The sequence below is a fragment of the Pseudomonas sp. TE3911 genome, from assembly GCF_054062775.1.
Genome location: NZ_JBSSFP010000001.1, coordinates 2,940,430 through 2,962,359, shown reverse-complemented (window position 1 = coordinate 2,962,359; position 21,930 = coordinate 2,940,430). Strand labels below are relative to the sequence as shown.

Here is a 21,930-nt window from a genome sequence, read left to right as displayed (position 1 = left end):
AAAAACAACAACAAAAGGTGTCGTTCATGAAAAAAGCCCTACGCGTCCTTGCCGCCGCCGTTGCTTTAAGCAGCCTCAGCAGCCTCGCATCCGCCGAAGAAGTGAAGATCGGCTTTCTGGTCAAACAGGCCGAAGAACCCTGGTTCCAGACTGAATGGGCCTTCGCCGAAAAAGCCGGCAAGGAACACGGTTTCACCGTGATCAAAATTGCCGTGCCCGATGGTGAGAAAACCCTTTCCGCCATCGACAGCCTGGCCGCCAACGGTGCCAAGGGCTTTGTGATCTGCCCGCCGGACGTGTCCCTCGGCCCAGCCATCGTGGCCAAGGCCAAGCTCAATGGCTTGAAAGTCATGGCCGTGGATGACCGCTTCGTCGATGCCAAAGGCAACTTCATGGAGGACGTGCCGTACCTGGGCATGGCCGCTTTTGAAGTCGGTCAGAAACAAGGCGCCGCCATGGCTGCCGAAGCGAAAAAACGTGGCTGGGACTGGAAGGACACCTACGCGGTGATTAACACCTTCAACGAACTCGACACCGGTAAAAAACGCACCGACGGCTCGATCAAATCCCTTGAAGAAGCCGGCATTCCGAAAGACCACATCCTCACCGCCGCACTGAAAACCCTCGACGTCCCCGGCAGCATGGACGCCACCAACTCGGCGCTGGTCAAGCTGCCCAGCGGTGCGAAAAACCTGATCATCGGCGGCATGAACGACAACACCGTGCTCGGCGGCGTGCGCGCTACCGAAAGCGCAGGCTTCAAAGCGGCCAACGTGATTGGCATCGGCATCAATGGCACCGACGCCATCGGCGAACTGAAAAAGGCCGACAGCGGCTTCTTCGGCTCCATGCTGCCAAGCCCGCATATCGAGGGCTATAACACGGCGCTGATGATGTACGAGTGGGTCACCAAAGGTACCGAGCCACCGAAGTACACCGCGATGGATGAAGTCACCCTGATCACCCGCGCCAACTTCCAGGAAGAACTGACCAAGATCGGGCTGTGGAAATGAGTGCGGCGGCCCTGCGGTTTGAGGGTATCGGCAAAACCTTTCCCGGGGTCAAGGCGCTGGACGGCATCAGCTTCAGCGCCCAGCCGGGGCAGGTGCATGCCTTGATGGGCGAGAACGGCGCGGGCAAGTCGACGCTGCTGAAAATCCTCGGCGGCGCCTACATTCCCAGCAGCGGCACGGTGCAGATCGGCGAGCAGACCATGGCGTTCAAATGCGCTGCGGACAGCATCGCCAGCGGCGTCGCGGTGATCCACCAGGAGCTGCACCTGGTGCCGGAAATGACCGTGGCGGAGAACCTTTTCCTTGGGCACCTTCCGTCGCGTTTTGGGGTGGTCAACCGGAGCCTGCTGCGCAAGCAGGCCCTGGCGTGCCTCAAGGGTCTGGCCGATGAAATCGATCCTGAAGAAAAGCTCGGGCGCTTGTCCCTGGGCCAGCGCCAACTGGTGGAAATCGCCAAGGCGTTGTCCCGTGGCGCCCATGTGATCGCGTTCGACGAACCGACCAGCAGCCTGTCGGCGCGGGAGATCGACCGTTTGATGGCGATCATCACGCGCCTGCGGGATGAGGGCAAAGTGGTGCTGTACGTCTCGCACCGCATGGAAGAGGTGTTCCGGATTTGCAATGCCGTGACGGTGTTCAAAGACGGGCGTTACGTGCGCACCTTTGATGATATGAGTGCGCTCAGCCACGACCAGTTGGTGACCTGCATGGTCGGTCGCGACATTCAGGATATTTACGACTACCGCCCGCGAGAGCATGGCGAGGTCGCACTCAAGGTCGACGGGTTGCTGGGGCCTGGCCTGCGTGAGCCGATCAGTTTCGACGTGCGCAAAGGCGAGATTCTTGGCTTGTTCGGGTTGGTCGGGGCAGGGCGCACGGAGCTTTTTCGTTTGCTCAGCGGGTTGGAACGCAGCAGCGCTGGCAGCCTGCAATTGTGCGGTGAAAACCTGCAACTGCGCTCACCTCGCGACGCCATCGCCGCCGGTGTGTTGCTGTGTCCCGAGGACCGCAAAAAGGAAGGCATCATTCCGCTTTCCAGCGTCGCCGAGAACATCAATATCAGCGCCCGTGGTGCCCATTCCTCGTTCGGCTGGTTGCTGCGCGAGCCCTGGGAGAAAGGCAACGCCGACCAGCAAATCAAGGCGATGAAAGTCAAAACCCCGGATGCGCAACAGAAAATCATGTACCTGTCCGGCGGCAATCAGCAGAAGGCCATTTTGGGGCGCTGGCTGTCGATGCCGATGAAGGTCTTGCTGTTGGATGAACCGACGCGGGGCATCGACATCGGCGCCAAGTCGGAGATCTACCAGATCATCCATAACCTGGCGGCCAGCGGCATTGCGGTGATCGTAGTGTCCAGCGACTTGATGGAAGTCATGGGTATTTCCGACCGCATCCTGGTGCTGTGCGAAGGCGCCCTGCGCGGTGAACAAACCCGTGAAAACGCCACCGAATCCAACCTGCTGCAGCTGGCCCTGCCGCGCCGCGTGACGAACTGAGAGACGACCATGAACACTCAAAACAACGCGTTGCCCACCGCACGCAAACCCTTCGACCTGCGCGCACTGCTCGACAACTGGGCGATGCTGTTGGCGGCGGTGAGCATCTTTGTGCTGTGCGCCTTGCTGATCGACAACTTCCTCTCACCGCTGAACATGCGCGGCCTGGGCCTGGCGATTTCCACCGTGGGCATTGCCGCGTGCACCATGCTGTTCTGCCTGGCGTCGGGGCACTTCGACTTGTCGGTGGGCTCGGTGATCGCCTGTGCCGGCGTGGTGGCGGCGATTGTGATGCGCGACACCGAGAGCGTCATGCTCGGCATCGGCGCCGCGCTGCTGATGGGCCTGATCGTCGGGCTGATCAACGGCATCGTCATCGCCAAGCTGCGGGTCAATGCGTTGATCACCACCTTGGCCACGATGCAGATCGTGCGCGGCCTGGCCTACATCTTTGCCGACGGCAAGGCGGTTGGCGTGTCCCAGGAGCAGTTCTTTGTGTTCGGCAACGGCCAGTTGTTCGGCGTGCCGGTGCCTATTTTGATCACCATCGTGTGCTTTGTGTTTTTCGGCTGGCTGCTGAACTACACCACCTACGGGCGCAACACCATGGCCATCGGCGGCAACCCGGAAGCGGCGTTGCTGGCAGGGGTGAACGTTGACCGCACCAAGATCCTGATCTTCGCCGTGCACGGTCTGATCGGCGCGCTGGCCGGCGTGATCCTCGCCTCGCGCATGACCTCGGGCCAGCCGATGATCGGGCAGGGTTTTGAGCTGACGGTGATCTCGGCCTGTGTACTGGGCGGGGTGTCGTTGAGTGGTGGGATTGGCATGATCCGCCATGTGATCGCGGGGGTGTTGATTTTGGCGATCATCGAGAACGCGATGAACCTGAAGAACATCGACACGTTTTATCAATACGTAATCCGCGGTTCGATCCTGCTACTGGCGGTGGTCATCGACCGCATGAAACAGCGCTGAACCCTCGCCATGTGAAGCTCAAACTGTGGGAGGGGGCTTGCTCCCGATAGCAGTGGGTCAGGTAATGAATATGTAGCTGACACACCGCCATCGGGAGCAAGCCCCCTCCCACAGTTTTAATCGGCGGAGAATTTGAATACGGTGTCTTGGTTGTAAGTTTGTCCTGGGTTCATCAATACGTGATCTGCGGTTTGATCCTGCTACTGGCGGTGGTCATCGACCGCATGAAACAACGCTGAACCCTCGCCATGTGAAGCCCAAAATGTGGGAGGGGGCTTGCTCCCGATAGCAGTGGGTCAGGTAATGAATATATAGCTGACACACTGCAATCGGGAGCAAGCCCCCTCCCACAGTTTTAATCGGCGGTGAATTTGAAGACGGTGTTCTGGGTGTAGGTCTGTCCTGGGTTCAGGCGAGTTGAGGCGAAGTTTGGTTGGTTAGGTGCATCCGGATAGTGCTGGGTCTCCAAGGTGAAACCACTCCAGTGCAGGTAAGTCTTGCCGCCTTTACCCTTCACCGAACCATCAAGGAAGTTGCTGGTATAGAACTGCACGCCCGGTTCGCTGGTGTAGAGCTGCAAACGCCGGCCTGACTCTGGGTCATGCACCTCGGCGGCGAGTTGCTTCACGTCCCCCTTGGTGTCCAGCGCCCAGTTGAAGTCAAACCCACCTTGCTTTGGCTCGGCAAATTTGAGCTGCGGATGATCCTCCTTGATGTGCTGGCCGATCGGCGTCGGTTTCAGGAAGTCCATCGGCGTACCCTTGACGGGCGCCAGTTCGCCGGTCGGAATCAGGGTGGCATTCACTGGCGTGTAATGACTGGCGTGCAAGGTCGCGACTTGCTTGAGAATGTCGCCATTGCCTGCACCGGCGAGGTTGAAGTAGCTGTGATTGGTGAGGTTGAGCACCGTAGGTTTATCGGTGGTGGCGGTGTAGTCGATGTGCAGTTCGTTCTTGTCGTTGAGGCGGTATGTGACCTCGGTTTTCAGATTACCGGGGAAACCCATCTCGCCGTCCTTGGACAGGTAGCTCAGCTTCACGCCGACTGAGTCCTTGTCCTTGACCGTCTCGGCCTTCCACACCTGCTTGTCGAAGCCCTGGGCGCCGCCATGCAGCGAGTTGGGGCCATCGTTGAGCGGCACCTGGAAGCGCTTGCCGTCGAGTTCAAAGGCGCCACCGGCCAGGCGGTTGCCAAAGCGGCCGATGGTCGCGCCGAAGAATGCCGTACCGCTCTGATAGCCTTGCACGTCGTCAAAGCCCAGCACTACATCGTCGACCTTGCCGTGTTTGTCCGGCACTTTCAGCGACTGCAAGACGCCGCCGTAGGTAATCACCGTGGCTTGCATGCCGTGGCTGTTGCGCAAAATGTATTGTTCGACGGCGGTGCCGTCGTTGGTTTTACCGAAAGGTTTTTGCTCGCTGCTCAGGCCGGCCGCCTGGGCGCCGCCGCTGGCGATCATCATGGACAGCGCCAGGCCAGACAGCAGGTATCGAGGGTGCTTCATGGTCGAACTTCCTTTTGTTGTTTTGAGTGGAATAGTTCTACTAATAGCGATATTTTGTTGGTGTGACAGCGAATTTATAGCCTTTAACGCCAATTTCGTAAAATAAAATAAGACTAATTGATCGAGGCAACCGTTATATGAGTACTGCGCAGGCTGTTTATCCGGACCTTGAAGGCAAAACCGTGCTGGTGTCTGGTGGTGCTTCGGGCATCGGTGAGTTCATGGTGCGGGCCTTTGCCGCGCAAGGCGCCAAGGTCGGCTTTGTGGACCGCGCGCAAAGCCAGGGCGATCGGCTGGCCGCGTTGTTGAGCTCGAAGGGGCATACGGTGGAATTCGTGTGCTGCGACATCACCGATGAAATCGCCTACAAGGCCGCCATCGAGCGTTTCGAGCATTCGTTGGGGCCGATCACCGTGTTGGTGAACAACGCCGCCAACGACGTGCGTCACACCCTGGAGGAAGTCGACTCGGACACCTTCGATAAGCTGATCTCAGTCAACCTCAAGCACGCCTTCTTTGCGGCCAAGGCCGTGGTGCCGATGATGAAAGCTGCCGGCGGCGGCGCGATCATCAACCTCGGCTCGGTCGGCTGGATGATGGCTTCCGCCGGCTACCCGGTGTACGCCGCCAGCAAGGCCGCTGCCCACGGCATGACCCGGGGGTTGGCGCGGGAGTTGGGGCCTCACCATATCCGCGTCAACACGTTGGTGCCGGGGTGGGTCATGACCGAGAAGCAACTGGCGATGTGGGTGGACGATGCGGCCAAGGAACTGATCGCCCGCAGCCAGTGCCTGCCCGGCAGCGTCCTGCCGGAACACATCGCCAATATGGCGTTGTTTCTCGCCTCGGATGCCTCGGCGATGTGTTCGGCGCAGAACTTTATTGTGGATGGCGGTTGGGTCTGAGCCGAACACCCTCTCTCAGACAACACAGACCAATGTGGGAGGGGGCTTGCCCCCGATAGCGGTGGTTCAGGCAGTACTTCTATGACTGACCCACCCTTATCGGGGGCAAGCCCCCTCCCACATTTGAACTGCGGTGCTTAGGCGATGGGGTAACGCTTGAACGCCGCATGCTGCTCCAGCCGTTCGGTATGCCGGGCCAGGTTGGGGAACGCATCCGCCTTGACCACCGACGCCACTGTGAACTGGCTGAACGACCACGCCACCGCCGCCGTAATCGACGCCTGGGTCAGTGCTTCGCTGTCGCCCAGTTGCTTGTCCAGCAACGCAAAAGCCGCGAGCAATTGGCCGGTCACGCGCTCAAGCCACGGCGCATGCAGCTTCTCGGCCGGGCGCAGGTTGTGCTCATAGACGATCTGCACGCTCTTCTCACAGGCCGCCAGCGCCAGTCCCAGAACGTGCAAGTCTTTGGCAAGTGCCGCAGGTTGCAGGGGCAGCAGCTTTTTGTCCGACGGGGCCAAGGCTTCGAGGTAATCCAGGATCAGGCTGGAATCCATCAATACCGTGCCATTGTCCAGCACCAGGGTAGGGGCCTTGACCACCGGATTGATCTGCGCAAATTCGTTGAAGGTGCTGAACACGGACAAGGGTTCATGCACAAAACTCACCCCGTACAGATCCAGGGAAATTGCCACGCGGCGTACGTAAGGCGAGTCCAGCATGCCGACCAGTTTCATGAAGCCTCCATTGCTATCAGGGTGATGAGCTCAAGAGATTAAGGGCACTCGGTCGCCCGGCGCAATTGTTGATACGCCTGCACCAACTGCTCCAGGCTGAACGCCAGGTTGCGTCCGCTGGGGTTGGGCAGCACCCACACTGACGCACCGCCCAACACCGTTGGCTGCAAGCCCCAGGCGATCTCGCGCTGGCCGCTCAATGCGCTGTAGCCGGGCTTGCCCAGGAACGCTACGAAGCGCGGCGCGCAGTGGCGGATCTTCTGTTCGAAGCCCGTCGCGGCCTGGGTGAACTCATGCGGTGCCAATTCGTCCGCGCTGGCCGTGGGGCGTTCCACCAACGTGGTCAGGCCGCAGTGGTAGTGCAACAGCGTGCGGCCGTGTTCGGGGCGGATTTCGTGGGGGGTGAACCCGGCCAGATGCAAGGCGCGCCAGAAGCGGTTGCTGCGGTTGGCGAAGTGCAGGCCGAGGGCGGCGGAACCCTTGCCGGGGTTGATGCCGCAGAACACCACGTTCAGGTGGTCGGCGAGGATGTCTTCCAGCCCGGCGTTCATGCCGGGTTCCTGAAGCCTTGGCGGCTGGCGCCCGGCGGTTGCCCGGTGATGCGTTTGTAGGCGCGACTGAAGGCCGCCTGGGAGGTATAGCCGAGGCGGTACGCCACTTCTTCGATGGGCAGCCGCTCCAGGGTCAGCCACTGGCTGGCGAGGCGCATGCGCAGCTCGGTCACGTAACGCAGCGGCGGTACCCCCAGGGTCGCCTGGAAACGATCCGCGAACACCGAGCGTGAGGTATGACAGTGCGCCGCCAGTTCGGCCACGCTCCAGTCGCGCCCCGGTTGCTGGTGCAGGGCGAGCAGGGCGCCGGCCAGGCGGGTGTCGCGCAACGCGGCCGCGAGACCCGAAGCATTGGCGCAGGCGCACTCGACCCAGCCCCGCACGATCATCGCCGCCACCACATCGGCCAGGCGCGCAAGGATGCCGGCATAACCGACGCGGGCGCTGGAGACTTCGCGTTCCATCACCGCCAGGATCGGCATCAAGCCGGGGTAACGCTGGCCGCCGGCGTCGATCAGCATCAAGGCCGGCATCAGGTTGCCGAGGCCCTGGATGCTGTCGAGCTCGAACTCCATGCAGGCGCTGAACAGCAGGGTGCTGGAGGGAGCAAAGGGCGAGGCATTCACCGCGCACACGGTATCGCCCAGCGGTGCAGCGTCGAAGCTGGCGATGTCCTGCACGGGGTCATCCGGTTTGGACAGCAGCGCATGGGCGCCACCGTGGGCGATAAACACCGCATTGCCGGCCGACAACTCAAAGAGGCTGCCGTCGTGCAGGCGCAGGGTCGCGCAGCCGGCGGCCAGGAAATGGAAATACGCGTGGCCGGGCTTGGCCGCAAAGCTGATGCCGAACACCGGCCCGGCCTGGATGCGCCGGTACTGCACGCCGCGCAGGCGCATGCTGCGCAGCAGCTCATTGATCAGCTCGGAGGACAGGTTGAATGCATTGTCGGCTGGCATGTTCGGGGTTTCGGTCAAGAACTCAAGGGTTTGAATCATAGATCATCCTGATGGGCATACCTAGACTGGCCATCACGTAAATGCCTGAGGATGTCCTGTGATGAATGATTGTGTGTCCCATGCCCCTGTCGATGGCAGGGCAGAACCGACCACGCCGGCCTGGATGGCGGTGTTTTCCCTGGCGATGGGCGTGTTCGGCCTGCTCACGGCGGAGTACCTGCCGGCCAGCCTGCTGACGCCGATGGCCTTGGACTTGGGCGTGTCGGAAGCGTTGGCCGGGCAAGCGGTCACGGTCACGGCGGTGGTGGCGTTGTTCGCCGGTTTGCTGCTGCCTAGCCTGACGCGCGGCATTGACCGGCGCCTGGTGCTGCTGGGGTTCTCCACGCTGATGATTGCGTCCAACCTGCTGGTGGCGTTCTCGTCCAGCCTCCTGGTGCTGTTGTTGATGCGCATCCTGCTGGGCATTGCCCTCGGCGGTTTCTGGAGCATGGCGGCGGCCGTTGCGATGCGCCTGGTACCGGCGGCGTTGCTGCCACGTGCCTTGTCGATCATCTTCAGCGGCATTGCGGTGGGTACCGTGGTCGCGGTGCCATTGGGCAGCTACCTGGGGGACCTGTATGGCTGGCGCAGTGCATTTGTGGCTGCGGCCGCCGTCGGCGTGGTGACCCTGGCCTTCCAGCTGTTCACGCTGCCGCGCCTGGCACCCAGCGGCACCGCGCGCCTGCGCACCGTGCTTGATGTACTACTGCGCCCCGGCATTGCCATCGGCATGTTCGGCTGCGTGCTGGTGCACACCGGGCACTTCGCGCTGTTTACCTACATTCGCCCGTTTCTGGAAAGCGCCACCGGGGTCGGCACTCAAGGGCTGGCGTTGATGCTGTTGGGGTTTGGCGCGGCGAATTTTGTCGGTACGCTGCTGGCCGGGTGGTTGCTGGTGCGCAACCCGCGGGGAACCCTGGTGTTGATGCCGGTCCTGGTAGGCGTCGCTGCGTTGGCCCTGGTGTTGCTGCCCGCGTCACTGCCGGGTCAGGCATTGCTCCTGGCGCTGTGGGGCATGGCCTTTGGCGGGGTGCCGGTGGCGTGGTCGAACTGGGTGGCGCGTGCGGTGCCGGATCAGGCCGAAAGTGCCGGTGGCATGGTGGTCGCTTCGGTGCAATCGGCCATCGCGGCGGGTGCGGCGGGCGGGGGCGCGATGTTCAGTGCCACCGGCATCGACGGGGTGTTTCTGGGCGCGGGCTGCTTGATGCTGCTGGCGGCCTTGTTGATCGCGCTGCGAGTGCAGGTGCCCCGGCACGCTGCGGCGGGGAGTGTGACGCACCACCCGTCTTTGGTTTAGTCTCAAGCGCTTCGCTGATCGCAAACGCTTCTGGAGCCGTAAGCATGACCGAATATGTACCCCCGAAAGTCTGGACCTGGGAAACCGAAAGCGGCGGCACCTTCGCCAGCATCAACCGGCCCATCGCCGGTGCGACCCACGACAAAGAACTGCCCATCGGCAAGCACCCGTTGCAGCTGTACTCCCTGGCCACGCCCAACGGGCAGAAGGTCACTATCCTGCTCGAAGAGTTGCTGGCACTGGGGCACAGCGGTGCGGAATACGACGCCTGGCTGATCAAGATCGGCGACGGCGATCAGTTTGGCAGCGGCTTTGTCGGCGTGAACCCGAACTCCAAGATCCCCGCCTTGATGGACCACAGCGGCCCCACGCCGATTCGTGTGTTCGAGTCCGGCGCGATCCTGCAATACCTGGCTGAGAAGTTCGGCGCGTTCTTCCCCACCGAGCCTGCGGCCCGTGCGGAGTGTTTGTCATGGTTGTTCTGGCAGATGGGCAGCGCGCCCTACCTGGGCGGTGGCTTCGGGCATTTCTACGCGTACGCGCCGAGCAAGATGGAATACCCGATCAACCGCTTCGCCATGGAGGCCAAGCGTCAGCTGGACGTGCTGGATAAGCGCCTGGCGGTGAGTGAGTACATTGCCGGTGATGAATACACCATTGCCGACATTGCGATCTGGCCGTGGTACGGCGGGTTGGTCAAAGGCCGCTTGTATGGAGCTGCGGAATTTTTGTCGGTGCATGAGTACAAGCATGTGCAGCGCTGGGCCGATGCGATTGATGCACGGCCGGCAGTGCAGCGTGGCCGGCGGGTGAATCGGGTGTCTGGCGAACCCCAGGAACAGTTGGCCGAGCGGCATGACGCGAGCGACCTGGACTGATTGAGATCCAAGTGTGGGAGGGGGCTTGCCCCCGATAGCGGTGGTGCAGATCAATAGATGTCGACTGATCCACTGCTATTGCAAGCAAGTCCCTCCCACCTGCTGATCTTCATGTATCAGGCCCCCATGTTCTCGGAGGTCACAATCTGCGGCGCTATATGCACCCGATGCCGCACCGGATCAAACCCCTCGGCACTCTGCAATTGCACCAACAACTCCACCAGTGCCACCGCCGTCTGCCGTGGCTGCGAGTCCATCACCACATCAACCAACCCCTGGCGCAGCGCCTGGCGAGACAGCTCCGTGGACTCCTGCAAAATGCAGCACAACGCCGGGCGCTTGGGCAACTGCGCCAGGGCGCTGATGATGCCGTCGCCGCCGCCGCCCACCACGCACAGGCCGCGCAGGTCGCTGTGGCGGGTGAGCAGATCGAGGGTGGCTTCTTCGGTGATGTCGCAGTTGTCCAGGTTGATCAGTGGTTCAAGTGGCTTGAGCCCAGGTGCGTGTTCGGCCAGGTAGCTGTGCAGGCCCTCGACCCGTGCCTGATGCCCAAGAAACCGGTGGCCGCCCAATAAAATCCCGACGCTGCCTTTGCGTGCGCCACAGGTGCGGGCGAGTAACCAGCCCATGGTGCGTCCGACCACGTGGTTGTCCTGGCCGACATAAGGTTCCAAGGCGTGCTCGTGGATATCCGAGAGCAGGGCGACCACCGGCACGCCAGCTTCGCGGATCTGCGCCAGGCAAGCATTGATCAACGGGTGGGCAAAGCTGACCACCGCCAGGGCATCACACTGCACGGCGAGTTGTTCGATCTGCGTGACGATGGCGCTGGGTGTGCGGTCGTTGATGTAGTCGAATTGGCAGGTCAGGTTGGCGGTGCCGTGATGCTCGGCGGCGTCGGCAATCGCCTGCGCCAAGTTGGCATAGAACGCCTGGGCGGTGCCCAGCAACAGGATGCCGAAGCGATAGGTGGGCCGGCGTTCGCGGATGCGTTGGCCGATCAGCCGCGCAGCAAAGTAGCCCACGGCTTCGGCGGCCTGGAACACCTGTTCGGCGGTCTGCGGATTAACCGGCGCGCGTGCGTTCAATACCCGGTCGACCGTGGCCACACTCAGGCCCGCCTGGGCGGCGACGGTGGCGATGGTTGGGCGTTTATTGTTGTTCATGACAGCCCCCTTGAGCGTCTTGATAGAAAACTATCAAGCCCCGCTGGGCCTGGATGATAGCTTGATAGGGAATGGATTCAAGGCCTTGAGGGTGATTTAGCTGCGCTCTATCGTTGGTTTCGCAAAGCACCTGAAACCACCGCTTGCGGAGAACAATAACAATGCCCGAACACACCGTTCATAGCGCTCGGCGCGACTACAGCCTCACCGGCCCCGAAGCCGCCCGCGCCGCTGAAAAAGGCCTGGTCTCGGCCAGTTGGTACCAATCGCCGATTTCCCGTAAACGCATGAAAGAACTGATGCAGCGCCGCGACGGCCCAGCCTTGCGCGACACCGCCCTCTGGGTGAGCGCGCTGTTCGCCACCGGCTTCGGCGGCTACTGGTTCTGGGGCACTTGGGCCTGCGTGCCGTTTTTCCTCGCCTATGGGGTGCTCTACGGCACCGCGTCCAACCCGCGCTGGCATGAAACCGGCCACGGCACCGCGTTCAAGACCCGCTGGATGAACGACGTGCTGTACCAGGTCGCGAGTTTCATGTGCATCTTCGAACCCCACGTCTGGCGCTGGAGTCATGCCCGGCACCACACCGACACCATTGTGGTCGGCCGCGATCCGGAGATTGTCGAACCGCGTCCGCCGAGCTTCTTGATGATGTTTCTGAGCCTGTTCAATTTGCCGCTGGCCTGGAAGACCTTCAGCGGGGTGGCGCGCCATGCGGCCGGCCAGATGAGTGCCCAGGAAGCGGACTTTATCCCCGAGTCCGAATGGCCCAAGGTGTTCCGCGCCGCGCGGATCTGGGTCGGCATTTATGCGGTGGTCATCGGCACCGCGTTGTACCTGCACAGCTGGTTGCCGCTGATGCTGGTTGGGCTGCCGAGTATCTACGGCGCCTGGCTCGGCTACCTGTTTGGCCTCACCCAGCATGTGGGCCTGGCCGAAGACGTGCTCGACCACCGCAGCAACTGCCGCACCATCTACATGAACCGCGTGCTGCGCTTTCTCTACATGGACATGAACTACCACCTCGAACATCACATGTACCCGATGGTGCCGTACCACGCCCTTGCGCAGTTGCACGAGGAAATCCGCAATGACTGCCCACCGCCATACGCCACTATTTTCGAGGCGTACAGGGAGATCATTCCGACGATCCTGAAGCAGCGCAGCGACCCGACGTATTTCATCCAGAGGCCGATTGGCCCGAGTGCGGAACCGACTGCCCGCGCCCCAATGCATGCCGAAGCCGCCGCCAGCTGAACCTCATCTATAACAAGAGAAAACGCCATGAACGATCAATGGATCGACGTCTGCGCCGTGGGCGAAATAGACGAAGAAGATGTGTTGCGCTTCGATCACGGGCCGCACACCTACGCGGTTTACCGCTCGGCGGACAATGAGTTTTTCGCCACAGCAGGCCTGTGCACCCACGAGAAAATCCACCTCGCCGATGGCCTGGTGATGGACCACATCATCGAATGCCCCAAGCACAACGGACGCTTCGATTACCGCACCGGCAAGGCCATGGGCGCGCCGGTGTGCGTCAATCTCAAGACCTACCCGGTGCGGGTCGAAGCGGGGCGGGTACTGCTCGCTGTCACGGCGTGATCATGAACGCACCCTTGATCATCGTCGGCGCCGGCCATGCTGGTGGCCGTGCGGCGCTGACCCTGCGCGAAGAGGGTTATACCGCACGCCTGATCCTGATCGGCGACGAGCCGCACTTGCCCTACGAACGGCCGCCCCTGTCCAAGGGGTTGTTGCAGGGCAGCATGGACCTGGCGGGATGCAGCCTGTGCGACAGCGCCCGGCTGGCTGAGTTGGGCATCGAACATATCGCGGGTAACCCGGTCAGCCAATTGGACCCGCTTCAACAGCGTCTGCAATTGGCCGACGGCCAGTGGCTGTCCTACGCCGGCCTGTTGCTGGCTACCGGGGGCAGGGCGCGGCGTCTGCCCCAGGAACAGGCCAACGTGCTGTACCTGCGCACCCACGATGAAGCGCTGGCACTGAAATCCGCGTTGCAGCCCGGCGTGAAACTGGTGGTTGTCGGCGGCGGCTTTATCGGCCTGGAAGTGGCCGCGACTGCCCGAGGCATGGACTGCGAAGTCACGGTGCTCGAAGCTGGGCCGCGCCTGGCCGGCCGCGTGTTGCCGCCGGTGATCAGCCAGGCGCTGCTGGATCTGCACCGCCTGCAAGGCGTGGACGTGCGCTTGAACGTGGCGCTGGAATCCATCCATGGCGATGCCGTGCGACTGGTCGACGGGCAGGTGCTGCCGTGTGGCCTGGTGGTGGTCGGCATCGGCATGCAACCGAACATCGAGCTGGCCGTGGCGGCGGGGCTGGAGGTGGGGCAGGGCATTCGCGTTGACGCGCATTTGCGCACCAGTGCGCCGGGCATCTACGCGGCAGGTGACGTTTGCGAGTTTCGCCTCGGCGGCGAGTACCAACGCCAGGAAACCTGGCGCAACGCCGAGGCTCAGGGGCGGCATGCCGCACTCAATATGCTGGGGCGCGAGGTCCCCTTTGAGGCGATCCCCGGCTTCTGGTCCGACCAGTACGACTGGGGCTTGCAGACCGTGGGCGTGATCACCCCGCACATGATCAGTCGCGTCTTGCCAGCCGGCGGCCTGTTGCTGTTCTACCTCGATGCGGACGCGCGGTTGCAAGGTGCGTGCGGCTGGGCGCCCGGCAACAGCGTCGCCAAGGACATCAAGCTGTGTGAGCGCCTGATCACCGCGCGCACGGTGCTCAACCCGTCCAGCCTGGCGGACCCTGAACTGTCCCTTAAACAATTGCTGCGGAGCTGATATGCGCCGATTCCTAGTGTTCCAATCCCTGTGGGCCATGCAAACCGAGCCCGGTCCGCTAGAAGCGCAGTTGGATCGAATCGCCGCTGCCGGCTTCGACGGCATCACCGATCACTACTGGAAGCCCGCCGCGGTGACACGCCTGCACGCCGCGGCCACGGCGCGGGGCTTACAGATCGAAGGCCAGCTTTTCCCTCAGTCGGTGGACGACCTGGCCGCTGCACTGGATGTGATCAGCCGCTACGGCTGCCACCACCTCACCCTGCAAGCCGACGTACGCCCGCGCACCCAGGCCGACGCGGCGCGGCTGGTCGAAGGTTGGCAGCGCCTGGCCGAGCAGGTGGATTTCCCGGTACTGCTGGAAACCCACCGTTATCGCCTGACCAACGACCTGCTGTTCACCCTCGACCTGCTGGCGCAAATGCCCGACTTGAAGTTGCTGGCCGACCTGTCCCACTACGTGGTCGGACGCGAATTGCCCGAACCGGGCGCGGTGGAGGACGATGAACAGATCCGCACGATCCTGCGTCACAGTTGGGGCTTTCATGGGCGCGTGGCCAGCAGCGAGCAGGTTCAGGTCTCAATGGAGTTCCCCCAGCATCACGCCTGGGTCGAACGGTTTACCGGCTGGTGGCGCTACGGTATTGAAGACTGGCTGGCTCGCCCGGACACAGGGCAGAGTCTGTCGTTCACCTGCGAACTGGGCCCGCCGCCGTATGCGATTACCGGTGCGGACGGGCGTGAAATCAGTGATCGCTGGGCCGAGGCGTTGAAGCTGCAGAGGATGATTCGCCAAGTTTGGAGCGATTGCCAAAGCCGGGTCTGAAGGCTGTATTACGAGCGTGGGCATGTTCTTCGTAGTGAGCGGGCTTGCCCCGCGCTGGGCTGCGAAGCGGCCCCAAAACCTGCCCCCCGGATTTACCTGAAGAAACGCGGTGTTCTCAATGGGGCCGCTTCGCAGCCCAGCGCGGGGCAAGCCCGCTCACCACAGAAGCAAGCTCACCACAGAAGCAAACTCACCACAGAAGCAAGTTCACCACAGAGTCAACTCATCTCAGGAGCAAGCTCACACTGGGCCGAGGCGTTGAAGCTGCAGAGGATGATTCGCCAGGTTTGGAGCGATTGCCAAAGCCGGGGCTGAAGGCTGCATTACGAGCGTGGGCATGTTCTTTGTAGTGAGCGGGCTTGCCCCGCGCTGGGCTGCGAAGCGGCCCCAAAACCTGCCCCCCGGATTTACCTGAAGAAACGCGGTGTTCTCAATGGGGCCGCTTCGCAGCCCAGCGCGGGGCAAGCCCGCTCACCACAGAAGCAAGCTCACCGCAGAAGCAAACCCATCTCAGAAGCAAGCTCACACTGGGCCGAGGCGTTGAGGCTGCAGAGGATGATTCGCCAGGTTTGGAGCGATTGCCAAAGCCGGGTCTGAAGGCTGTATTACGAGAGTGGGCATGTTCTTTGTAGTGAGCGGGCTTGCCCCGCGCTGGGCTGCGAAGCGGCCCCAAAACCTGCCCCCGTGATTTATCTGAAGAAACGCGGTGTTCTCAATGGGGCCGCTTCGCAGCCCAGCGCGGGGCAAGCCCGCTCACCACAGAAGCCCGCTCACCACAGAAGCAAGCTCACCGCAGAAGCAACTCATCTCAGAAGCAAACTCACCACAGAGGCAACTCATCTCAGAAGCAAGCTCACACTGGGCCGAGGCGTTGAGGCTGCAGGGGTTGATTCGCCAGGTTTGGAGCGATTGCTAAAGCCGGGGCTGAAGGCGGCATTACGAGAGCGGGCACATTCTTTGTGGTGAGCGGGCTTGCCCCGCGCTGGGCTGCGAAGCGGCCCCAAACCCTGCCCCCGGGATTTATCTGAAGAAATGCGGTGGTCTCAATGGGGCCGCTTCGCAGCCCAGCGCGGGGCAAGCCCGCTCACCACAGAAGCGACAGCAACTCATCTCAGAAGCAAGCTCACCACAGAAGCAACCCATCTCAGAAGCAAACCCACCACAGAAGCAATCTCCCCACCGAAGCCCGCTCATTCCTTAAGCGCACACCGCCTTACCCGGCCAATAACCCGGTACTCACCGCCACAATCAGGAACACCCCCAGCAGCGCCCGGTAGATTACGAACGGCCAGGTGGAGAACCGCTCCAAAAACTTCATCAGGCCCCAGATTGCAAAAAACGCCGAGACGCTCGCCACCACCAGGCCAAACAACAGGTGTGGCCATGCGTGGGCCGGCAGGTCGGCGCGCAGCAGCACCCACAGTTCTTTCAAACCGGCCAGGGCAATGGCCGGCAGGCCCAGCAGGAAGGAAAACCGCGCGGCTTCTTCACGTTTGAAGTTGAGGAACAGCGCCGCAGTGAGGGTCGAGCCGGAACGCGACACCCCAGGAATCAACGCGCCAATCTGTGCCACACCGACGATCAGCGCATCGCGCAGGCGCATCTCGCTCATCTCGCGGGTATGCCGGGCACGCAGCTCGGCCGCCGCCAGTAACACCGCCATCACCAGGCAGGAAATGCCGATCACCATCAAACCGCGCAATGGCGAGTTGCAGGCGTTCAACGTCGACGACAACGCCAGGCCGGCGATGCCAATAGGGATCGTCGCCAGCACGATCGCCACCGCAAGCTTGAACCAACGGTCGTTGTAGTCGCCCCGGCGCACCGCCCCGATGCTGCCCGTGGTCACCTGGCGCACATCGCGCCAGAAATAACTGACCACCGCCGCCAGTGCGGCCAATTGCATAGCCGCCGAAAAGGCCGAGCCGGGATCCTGCCAGCCGAGCAGGGCGGGCACTACGCGCATATGGGCGGTGGAGGAGACCGGCAGCAGTTCGGTAAAACCCTGGATCACACCGAGGATAAAAATCTGCAGGTAATCCAGGGACGCAAAGCCCACATCCAGGCCGGCGGAACAGACGTTCGTCAAAATACGTGTCCTTCAGAAAAGGGAGATTTCGGCGAAGTCTATTCGAAATGTTTCAGCGCTTCGGCAGGGCCAACGGCTATTTGCAATCGGTTCAGCAAGTAGAAAGGTTCGCGGCGCTATTGGACTGCGCCGAGGTTTTGTGAACAATGGCGCCCTGCGTTTTTTGATCGAGAGCCTAATGCCTGAAACTACAGTGGAACTGATCCAGACCGGCCCTGAAGCATCCGAGTTGATCCGCAATCTTTACCAGTACTACGCCTACGAGTCGTCGGACTGGGAGCAGGAAGATGTCGAGGCGGACGGCCGTTTCTATATCCATGACGAACACCTGACGCGCTACTGGCAAGACCCGCAGTGGAGCGCCAACCTGTTGCTGGTCGACGGCTATATCGCCGGCTTTCTGCTGATCGAAGGCAGTGAGTTGCCTGGCATCGACGCCCTGGAACTGGCCGACCTGTTTATCCTCAAGCGCTATCGTCGCAAAGGCATCGGCCGCGCCATCGCCACCCAAGTGCTGTGCAGCGGCGTGTCGGATTGGTTGGTGCGGTTTTATGACCAGGACGAAGTGTCCCAGGCGTTCTGGCGCGCGGTATTGGACAACCTGCCGCGCCCGGTGCAGACCATCGAGCTGGACGATGAGCCGCAGTTGGTGAGCTATTTGATTACGCGTGCGGCGCTGCATTAAACGCCTGCTGCATCGCTTGGGGCGGCTGCCCGAACGCCCGTAGAAACGCCTGACGCATGCGCTCGCGATCACCAAAGCCGGTTTCGCGGGCCACCACTTCAACCGGGTGACGACTGGTTTCCATCATCGCCCGCGCCGCTTCCACGCGCAGGGCTTCGATGGCCTTGGCCGGGGTTTGTCCGGTTTCTTCGCGGAACACCCGGCTGAACTGGCGTGGACTCAAACGGGCAACATCCGCCAGCGCTTCCACGGACAGGTCATGGGTGAGATTCTCGCGGGCGTAGGCCAGGGCCAGTTGCACGCGGTCGGACTTGGGGTCCAGTTCCAGCAACGCCGACAATTGCGACTGCTCACTGCCGCGGCGCTGGGCGATCACCAATTTGCGTGCAATGCGCCGGGCGAGGTCGCTGCCCAGGTCGTTCTCCACCATGGCCAACGCCATGTCCACACCGGCGCTCATGCCGGCGCCGGTCCACACTTGGCCGTCCACCACAAACAGCTTGTCTTCCTCCAGATGGATATCCGGGTAGCGCTTGCGAAACGCCGGGGCGTGAATCCAATGAGTGGTGGTGCGCTTGCCCTCCAGCAATCCGGCTTCGGCCAGCACAAAGATGCCCATGCACAACGAGGCCACTCGGCGTGATTGCGCCGAAGCGGCCTTGACCAACTCCAGCAGGTTGGCCTCCGGCAGGCGGAATTCCAGGTAGCCGCTCACAATCAGGGTGTCATAGCCCTCGGGCCGAATCGGCGAGGTGTTCACCGAAAAACCCTGGGAGGTCATCACCGCGCCGCCACGCTCTGACACCAGGTGAAATTCATAGGCGGGCTCGGCCCGCAACAGGTTCGCGCACTCGAACACCGAGCCCAGGCTGAGGCTCAGGGATTGAAAGTTCGGGTAAACCATCAGCGCAACGCTGTGCATCGTCATTCTCCAAGGGGCGCGGGAGGGTGGATTGTCGGCGCGTGCCGGGTAAACGGCAACCCGCCTCGGGCGATGTCCGGAATCCTTGCGTATCTGACATTGTGAGGGTTCGACTCGGCCCCTAACATTGCCTCAACGAACTAGACGACTGGTCTAATCGGTTGGAGTCAAGCATGAGCAGCGAAACCAAAAATACACGACAGACCATTCTGGATGCGGCGCAAGTGCTTGTCGGCCGCAAGGGATTTTCTGCGGTGGGCCTGAACGAAATCCTTCAAGCGGCCGAGGTGCCCAAGGGGTCGTTCTATCACTACTTCACCTCTAAAGATGGCTTCGGTGTTGTGTTGCTCGACACCTACTTCGACCACTACGTGCACGGTATGCAGCAACTGTTCGACCAACCGGGTTTATCCCAGCACGCCAAGTTGATGCGCTATTGGGACGCCTGGATCGACAATCAGACCGGCTGCACCGAAGCGGGCAAATGCCTTGCCGTCAAACTGGGTGCGGAGGTGTCTGACCTTTCAGAGCCGATGCGTTTGGCCCTGCAACGCGGCACTTCGCGCACCATTGCATTACTCGCCGTGGCGCTGCAGCGCGGCGTAGAAGACGGCTCATTGCGGCTTCAACACCGCCCACAGGACTTGGCCCAGCAGTTGTATGCGCTGTGGCTGGGAAGCAGTGTCATGAGCAAGATCACCCTTACATCCGCGCCGTTTGATGAGGCGTTGCTGCTGACCCGACAGTTGTTGGGTCACCCTGAACACACTGACATTCACTGATCGAGGCACTGGAAAATGAAAGTATTAATGGTACTGACCTCTCACGACCAGCTTGGCGACACCGGCCGCAAGACCGGCTTCTGGCTCGAAGAGTTTGCCGCTCCGTATTACGCGTTCAAGGACGCCGGCGCCGACGTGGTACTGGCATCCCCAGCCGGTGGCCAGCCGCCGTTGGACCCGGTCAGCGACGAGCCGGATGCGCAAACCGAGCAGACCCATCGCTTCGCGGCCGACTCGGCGGCGCAGCAGGCGCTGGCCAACACCGTCAAGCTGGACACGGTCAACGTGGACGCCTTCGACACGGTGTTTTACCCAGGCGGCCACGGCCCGCTGTGGGACTTGGCGGAATCGCCGGTGTCCATCTCGCTGATCGAATCCTTTGAGCGTGCCGGCAAGCCGATTGGTTTTGTCTGCCACGCACCGGGCGCGCTGCGTCACGTCAAGGCGGTCAACGGTGAGCCGTTGATCAAAGGCCGTCGCGTGACCGGTTTCTCCAACTCTGAGGAAGACGCCGTAGGCCTGACAAAGGTGGTGCCTTTCCTGATTGAAGATGAATTCAAGAAATTGGGTGGCAAGTATGAGAAGGGCGCCGACTGGGCATCCTTCGTTATCGTTGATGGCTTGCTGGTCACCGGGCAGAACCCCGGCAGTTCCAGCGATGTCGCCAAGGCTCTGCTGAAACTCACCGCTTAACTTAATCAACCGCTCGATTCGTTGGCGACTCTTTAGAGTCGCCAATGCTTTCGTGCGCCCAAAATTTGGAAAAACCCATGACTGACAACGTTTTAAGTACCCCGGTAAAACTGGGCAATCACACCCTGACTAACCGTGTCGTGCTGCCGCCGCTGACCCGCCAACGCAGCGCCCAGCCCGGCGATATCGCCACCGATCTGATGGCTGAGTATTACCGTCAGCGTGCCAGCGCCGGATTCATGGTCAGCGAAGGCACGCAGATTGAACCCCGTGGCCAGGGCTATGCCTGGACGCCGGGCATCTACAGCCCGGCGCAGATCGACGGCTGGCGCAAAGTCACCGACGCGGTGCATGCCGACGGCGGGGTGATCTTCGCGCAACTGTGGCATGTGGGGCGCGTGTCCCATAACGCCTTGCAGCCCGACGGCGCAGCACCCGTGGCGCCATCTGCGCTGGCGGCCTTGCAAGCCAAAGCTTTTATCGCCACCGGGCCTGGCACCGGCGAACTGGTGCAACCACCCGTGCCGCGTGCGTTGAGCACCGCTGAGGTCAAGCAACTGGTAGGGCACTACGCCCAGGCTGCGCGCAATGCCCTGGACGCAGGGTTCGACGGGGTGGAAATCCATTCGGCCAATGGTTACCTGGTCAACCAGTTCATCTCGGCCCATTCCAACACCCGCGACGATGAGTACGGTGGCTCACTGGAAAACCGTCTGCGCTTTCTGCGTGAGATCGTCGAAGCGGTCAGCGCCGTGGTCGGCCCGGAACGCCTTGGCGTGCGTTTTTCACCGTTGTTCAGCGGCACCGACGAAGACCGTGTGTACATCGGCCTGGTGGAAGAAGACCCGCACCACACCTACATCGAAGCGATCAAAGTGCTGCAAGCGTCAGGCATTGCTTATGTCTCCATCGCCGAAGCCGACTGGGACAATGCGCCCATCCTGCCCGACAGCTTCCGTGAAGCCGTGCGCAGCACCTTCAGCGGCCGCATTATCTATGCCGGGCGCTACACCGCTGAACGCGGCGCGAAACTGGTGGAAGCAGGGCTGGCGGATTTGATCGCGTTTGGTCGGCCGTTTATTGCCAACCCGGATCTGCCGCAGCGGATATTCAACGGGTGGCCGCTGAATCCGCTGCGTGAAGAGGGGATGTATGGTGGGGGTGAGGAAGGGTATATCGACTACCCCACGTACCTCGGGTAGTCATGCAACCAATGTGGGAGAGGGCTTGCCCCCGATGGCGGCAGGACAGTCACAGCATCATTGACTGACCCACTGCAATCGGGGGCAAGCCCCCTCCCACATTTGCTATCTAATGCCTGCTGGTTACGCGACCCGCAAGACAATCTTGCCAATATGATCCCCACCTTCCATCCGCGCATGGGCCTGGGCCGCGTCGGTGTATTCGTACACCTTGTCGATGATCGGCAAGCAGCGCCCGGCTTCCAGTACCGGCCAAATGTATTCACGCAACTGTTCGGCAATCGCGGCTTTTTCATCCTTGCTGCGCGCGCGCAACCCTCGGATAGTCATGCAACCAATGTGGGAGGGGGCTTGCCCCCGATGGCGGCGGGACAGTCACAGCATCATTGACTGACCCACTGC

20 protein-coding genes and 2 pseudogenes are annotated in these 21,930 nt (G+C 61.8%); 14 read left to right on the top strand and 8 right to left on the bottom strand.

From position 1 onward, the window contains the following. Positions 1 to 26 precede the first annotated feature (26 nt). Genes ACVWXD_RS13290 through araH form a run of 3 tightly spaced genes read left to right on the top strand, consistent with a single transcriptional unit; the run spans position 27 to position 3,490 of the window. The gene (locus tag ACVWXD_RS13290) at positions 27 to 1,013 is read left to right on the top strand and encodes a substrate-binding domain-containing protein (protein WP_095186531.1); all 987 of its coding nucleotides are present in this window, start codon (positions 27 to 29) and stop codon (positions 1,011 to 1,013) included. Next, on the top strand, positions 1,010 to 2,512 hold the full coding sequence (gene araG / locus ACVWXD_RS13285) for an L-arabinose ABC transporter ATP-binding protein AraG (protein WP_095186530.1): 1,503 nt from the start codon (positions 1,010 to 1,012) through the stop codon (positions 2,510 to 2,512). The genes ACVWXD_RS13290 and araG overlap by 4 nt, the downstream gene beginning before the upstream one ends. 9 nt (positions 2,513 to 2,521) lie before the next feature. After that, on the top strand, positions 2,522 to 3,490 hold the full coding sequence (araH, locus tag ACVWXD_RS13280; RefSeq protein ID WP_122681215.1) for an L-arabinose ABC transporter permease AraH: 969 nt from the start codon (positions 2,522 to 2,524) through the stop codon (positions 3,488 to 3,490). Positions 3,491 to 3,845: 355 nt separating this feature from the next. Here the strand turns inward: araH and ACVWXD_RS13275 are convergent, their stop codons facing one another. After that, positions 3,846 to 4,994 carry an aldose epimerase family protein gene (locus tag ACVWXD_RS13275; RefSeq protein WP_122681465.1) on the bottom strand — a complete coding sequence of 383 codons (1,149 nt, stop codon included), beginning with the start codon at positions 4,992 to 4,994 and terminating at the stop codon, positions 3,846 to 3,848. Between the two features lie 137 nt (positions 4,995 to 5,131). Here ACVWXD_RS13275 and ACVWXD_RS13270 point away from each other — a divergent pair, with 137 nt between their 5' ends. After that, a complete protein-coding gene (locus tag ACVWXD_RS13270) occupies positions 5,132 to 5,899 on the top strand; it encodes an SDR family NAD(P)-dependent oxidoreductase (protein ID WP_032888373.1) in 768 nt (255 codons plus the stop codon). Positions 5,900 to 6,036: 137 nt separating this feature from the next. On the opposite strand, the gene ACVWXD_RS13265 is transcribed toward ACVWXD_RS13270, so the two are convergent. From ACVWXD_RS13265 to ACVWXD_RS13255, 3 genes are read right to left on the bottom strand one after another with little or no spacing between them, the layout of a single operon-like run. Beyond that, complete coding sequence (locus ACVWXD_RS13265) at positions 6,037 to 6,633, bottom strand: glutathione S-transferase (RefSeq protein ID WP_457371109.1); 597 nt, start codon at positions 6,631 to 6,633, stop codon at positions 6,037 to 6,039. A 38-nt stretch (positions 6,634 to 6,671) separates the two neighbouring features. Next, positions 6,672 to 7,184: a G/U mismatch-specific DNA glycosylase gene (mug, locus tag ACVWXD_RS13260; protein ID WP_260366551.1), complete on the bottom strand. Its 513-nt coding sequence runs from the start codon at positions 7,182 to 7,184 to the stop codon at positions 6,672 to 6,674. Next, positions 7,181 to 8,143: a cupin domain-containing protein gene (locus ACVWXD_RS13255; protein ID WP_457371589.1), complete on the bottom strand. Its 963-nt coding sequence runs from the start codon at positions 8,141 to 8,143 to the stop codon at positions 7,181 to 7,183. Before ACVWXD_RS13255 ends, mug begins: the two co-directional genes overlap by 4 nt. A gap of 100 nt (positions 8,144 to 8,243) precedes the next feature. Here ACVWXD_RS13255 and ACVWXD_RS13250 point away from each other — a divergent pair, with 100 nt between their 5' ends. Both ACVWXD_RS13250 and yghU read left to right on the top strand, forming a co-directional pair. Continuing rightward, positions 8,244 to 9,479 carry an MFS transporter gene (locus tag ACVWXD_RS13250; RefSeq protein WP_181644485.1) on the top strand — a complete coding sequence of 412 codons (1,236 nt, stop codon included), beginning with the start codon at positions 8,244 to 8,246 and terminating at the stop codon, positions 9,477 to 9,479. A gap of 44 nt (positions 9,480 to 9,523) precedes the next feature. After that, entirely contained in the window at positions 9,524 to 10,357 is an 834-nt protein-coding gene (gene yghU / locus ACVWXD_RS13245) for a glutathione-dependent disulfide-bond oxidoreductase (RefSeq protein ID WP_179179210.1), read from the top strand. Between the two features lie 116 nt (positions 10,358 to 10,473). Here the strand turns inward: yghU and ACVWXD_RS13240 are convergent, their stop codons facing one another. Continuing rightward, positions 10,474 to 11,523, bottom strand: coding sequence for a LacI family DNA-binding transcriptional regulator (locus ACVWXD_RS13240; protein WP_181644484.1), 1,050 nt, complete (start codon positions 11,521 to 11,523; stop codon positions 10,474 to 10,476). Between the two features lie 161 nt (positions 11,524 to 11,684). Between ACVWXD_RS13240 and ACVWXD_RS13235 the strand changes: the two genes are divergently transcribed. The 4 genes from ACVWXD_RS13235 to ACVWXD_RS13220 are packed head-to-tail and all read left to right on the top strand — an operon-like array spanning position 11,685 to position 15,155. Then, positions 11,685 to 12,779 (top strand): fatty acid desaturase family protein, encoded by a 1,095-nt coding sequence (locus tag ACVWXD_RS13235; RefSeq protein WP_095186016.1) that lies wholly within the window; start codon positions 11,685 to 11,687, stop codon positions 12,777 to 12,779. Between the two features lie 27 nt (positions 12,780 to 12,806). Continuing rightward, entirely contained in the window at positions 12,807 to 13,127 is a 321-nt protein-coding gene (locus tag ACVWXD_RS13230) for a MocE family 2Fe-2S type ferredoxin (protein WP_032888397.1), read from the top strand. Between the two features lie 2 nt (positions 13,128 to 13,129). After that, positions 13,130 to 14,329: an NAD(P)/FAD-dependent oxidoreductase gene (locus ACVWXD_RS13225; RefSeq protein ID WP_457371108.1), complete on the top strand. Its 1,200-nt coding sequence runs from the start codon at positions 13,130 to 13,132 to the stop codon at positions 14,327 to 14,329. 1 nt (position 14,330) lies between these two features. Continuing rightward, positions 14,331 to 15,155, top strand: a complete 825-nt coding sequence (locus ACVWXD_RS13220; RefSeq protein WP_095186014.1) for a sugar phosphate isomerase/epimerase family protein — start codon at positions 14,331 to 14,333, stop codon at positions 15,153 to 15,155. Positions 15,156 to 16,368: 1,213 nt separating this feature from the next. Here the strand turns inward: ACVWXD_RS13220 and ACVWXD_RS13215 are convergent. After that, positions 16,369 to 17,244, bottom strand: coding sequence for an undecaprenyl-diphosphate phosphatase (locus ACVWXD_RS13215; RefSeq protein WP_122763606.1), 876 nt, complete (start codon positions 17,242 to 17,244; stop codon positions 16,369 to 16,371). Between the two features lie 178 nt (positions 17,245 to 17,422). Between ACVWXD_RS13215 and ACVWXD_RS13210 the strand changes: the two genes are divergently transcribed. After that, positions 17,423 to 17,929, top strand: a complete 507-nt coding sequence (locus ACVWXD_RS13210) for a GNAT family N-acetyltransferase (protein WP_032888441.1) — start codon at positions 17,423 to 17,425, stop codon at positions 17,927 to 17,929. On the opposite strand, the gene ACVWXD_RS13205 is transcribed toward ACVWXD_RS13210, so the two are convergent. Continuing rightward, positions 17,907 to 18,851 carry a GlxA family transcriptional regulator gene (locus tag ACVWXD_RS13205; protein WP_457371107.1) on the bottom strand — a complete coding sequence of 315 codons (945 nt, stop codon included), beginning with the start codon at positions 18,849 to 18,851 and terminating at the stop codon, positions 17,907 to 17,909. The two genes, ACVWXD_RS13210 and ACVWXD_RS13205, sit on opposite strands and share 23 nt — an antisense overlap. 173 nt (positions 18,852 to 19,024) lie before the next feature. Between ACVWXD_RS13205 and ACVWXD_RS13200 the strand changes: the two are divergent. From ACVWXD_RS13200 to ACVWXD_RS13190, 3 genes and pseudogenes are all read left to right on the top strand, one after another. Then, a pseudogene (locus tag ACVWXD_RS13200) lies at positions 19,025 to 19,652 on the top strand (TetR/AcrR family transcriptional regulator). Continuing rightward, entirely contained in the window at positions 19,649 to 20,326 is a 678-nt protein-coding gene (locus tag ACVWXD_RS13195) for a type 1 glutamine amidotransferase domain-containing protein (protein WP_457371106.1), read from the top strand. The pseudogene ACVWXD_RS13200 and the gene ACVWXD_RS13195 overlap by 4 nt, the downstream one beginning before the upstream one ends. A 77-nt stretch (positions 20,327 to 20,403) precedes the next feature. After that, positions 20,404 to 21,528, top strand: coding sequence for an alkene reductase (locus ACVWXD_RS13190; RefSeq protein ID WP_095186011.1), 1,125 nt, complete (start codon positions 20,404 to 20,406; stop codon positions 21,526 to 21,528). A gap of 123 nt (positions 21,529 to 21,651) precedes the next feature. On the opposite strand, the pseudogene ACVWXD_RS13185 reads toward ACVWXD_RS13190, so the two are convergent. Next, positions 21,652 to 21,843: pseudogene (locus ACVWXD_RS13185) on the bottom strand (zinc-binding dehydrogenase); the annotation flags it as partial. Between the last annotated feature and the right edge of the window lie 87 nt (positions 21,844 to 21,930).

Bases quoted from the DNA above. Each gene is read 5' to 3' on its own strand.
- ACVWXD_RS13220 (WP_095186014.1), top strand. From the start codon at position 14,331: ATGCGCCGATTCCTAGTGTTCCAATCCCTGTGGGCCATGCAAACCGAG.
- ACVWXD_RS13290 (WP_095186531.1), top strand. From the start codon at position 27: ATGAAAAAAGCCCTACGCGTCCTTGCCGCCGCCGTTGCTTTAAGCAGC.
- ACVWXD_RS13250 (WP_181644485.1), top strand. From the start codon at position 8,244: ATGAATGATTGTGTGTCCCATGCCCCTGTCGATGGCAGGGCAGAACCG.
- ACVWXD_RS13225 (WP_457371108.1), top strand. From the start codon at position 13,130: ATGAACGCACCCTTGATCATCGTCGGCGCCGGCCATGCTGGTGGCCGT.
- ACVWXD_RS13190 (WP_095186011.1), top strand. From the start codon at position 20,404: ATGACTGACAACGTTTTAAGTACCCCGGTAAAACTGGGCAATCACACC.
- ACVWXD_RS13240 (WP_181644484.1), bottom strand. From the start codon at position 11,523: ATGAACAACAATAAACGCCCAACCATCGCCACCGTCGCCGCCCAGGCG.
- ACVWXD_RS13265 (WP_457371109.1), bottom strand. From the start codon at position 6,633: ATGAAACTGGTCGGCATGCTGGACTCGCCTTACGTACGCCGCGTGGCA.
- yghU (WP_179179210.1), top strand. From the start codon at position 9,524: ATGACCGAATATGTACCCCCGAAAGTCTGGACCTGGGAAACCGAAAGC.
- ACVWXD_RS13230 (WP_032888397.1), top strand. From the start codon at position 12,807: ATGAACGATCAATGGATCGACGTCTGCGCCGTGGGCGAAATAGACGAA.
- mug (WP_260366551.1), bottom strand. From the start codon at position 7,184: ATGAACGCCGGGCTGGAAGACATCCTCGCCGACCACCTGAACGTGGTG.
- ACVWXD_RS13275 (WP_122681465.1), bottom strand. From the start codon at position 4,994: ATGAAGCACCCTCGATACCTGCTGTCTGGCCTGGCGCTGTCCATGATG.
- ACVWXD_RS13205 (WP_457371107.1), bottom strand. From the start codon at position 18,851: ATGCACAGCGTTGCGCTGATGGTTTACCCGAACTTTCAATCCCTGAGC.
- ACVWXD_RS13195 (WP_457371106.1), top strand. From the start codon at position 19,649: ATGAAAGTATTAATGGTACTGACCTCTCACGACCAGCTTGGCGACACC.
- ACVWXD_RS13235 (WP_095186016.1), top strand. From the start codon at position 11,685: ATGCCCGAACACACCGTTCATAGCGCTCGGCGCGACTACAGCCTCACC.
- araH (WP_122681215.1), top strand. From the start codon at position 2,522: ATGAACACTCAAAACAACGCGTTGCCCACCGCACGCAAACCCTTCGAC.
- ACVWXD_RS13270 (WP_032888373.1), top strand. From the start codon at position 5,132: ATGAGTACTGCGCAGGCTGTTTATCCGGACCTTGAAGGCAAAACCGTG.
- ACVWXD_RS13255 (WP_457371589.1), bottom strand. From the start codon at position 8,143: ATGCCAGCCGACAATGCATTCAACCTGTCCTCCGAGCTGATCAATGAG.
- ACVWXD_RS13210 (WP_032888441.1), top strand. From the start codon at position 17,423: ATGCCTGAAACTACAGTGGAACTGATCCAGACCGGCCCTGAAGCATCC.
- araG (WP_095186530.1), top strand. From the start codon at position 1,010: ATGAGTGCGGCGGCCCTGCGGTTTGAGGGTATCGGCAAAACCTTTCCC.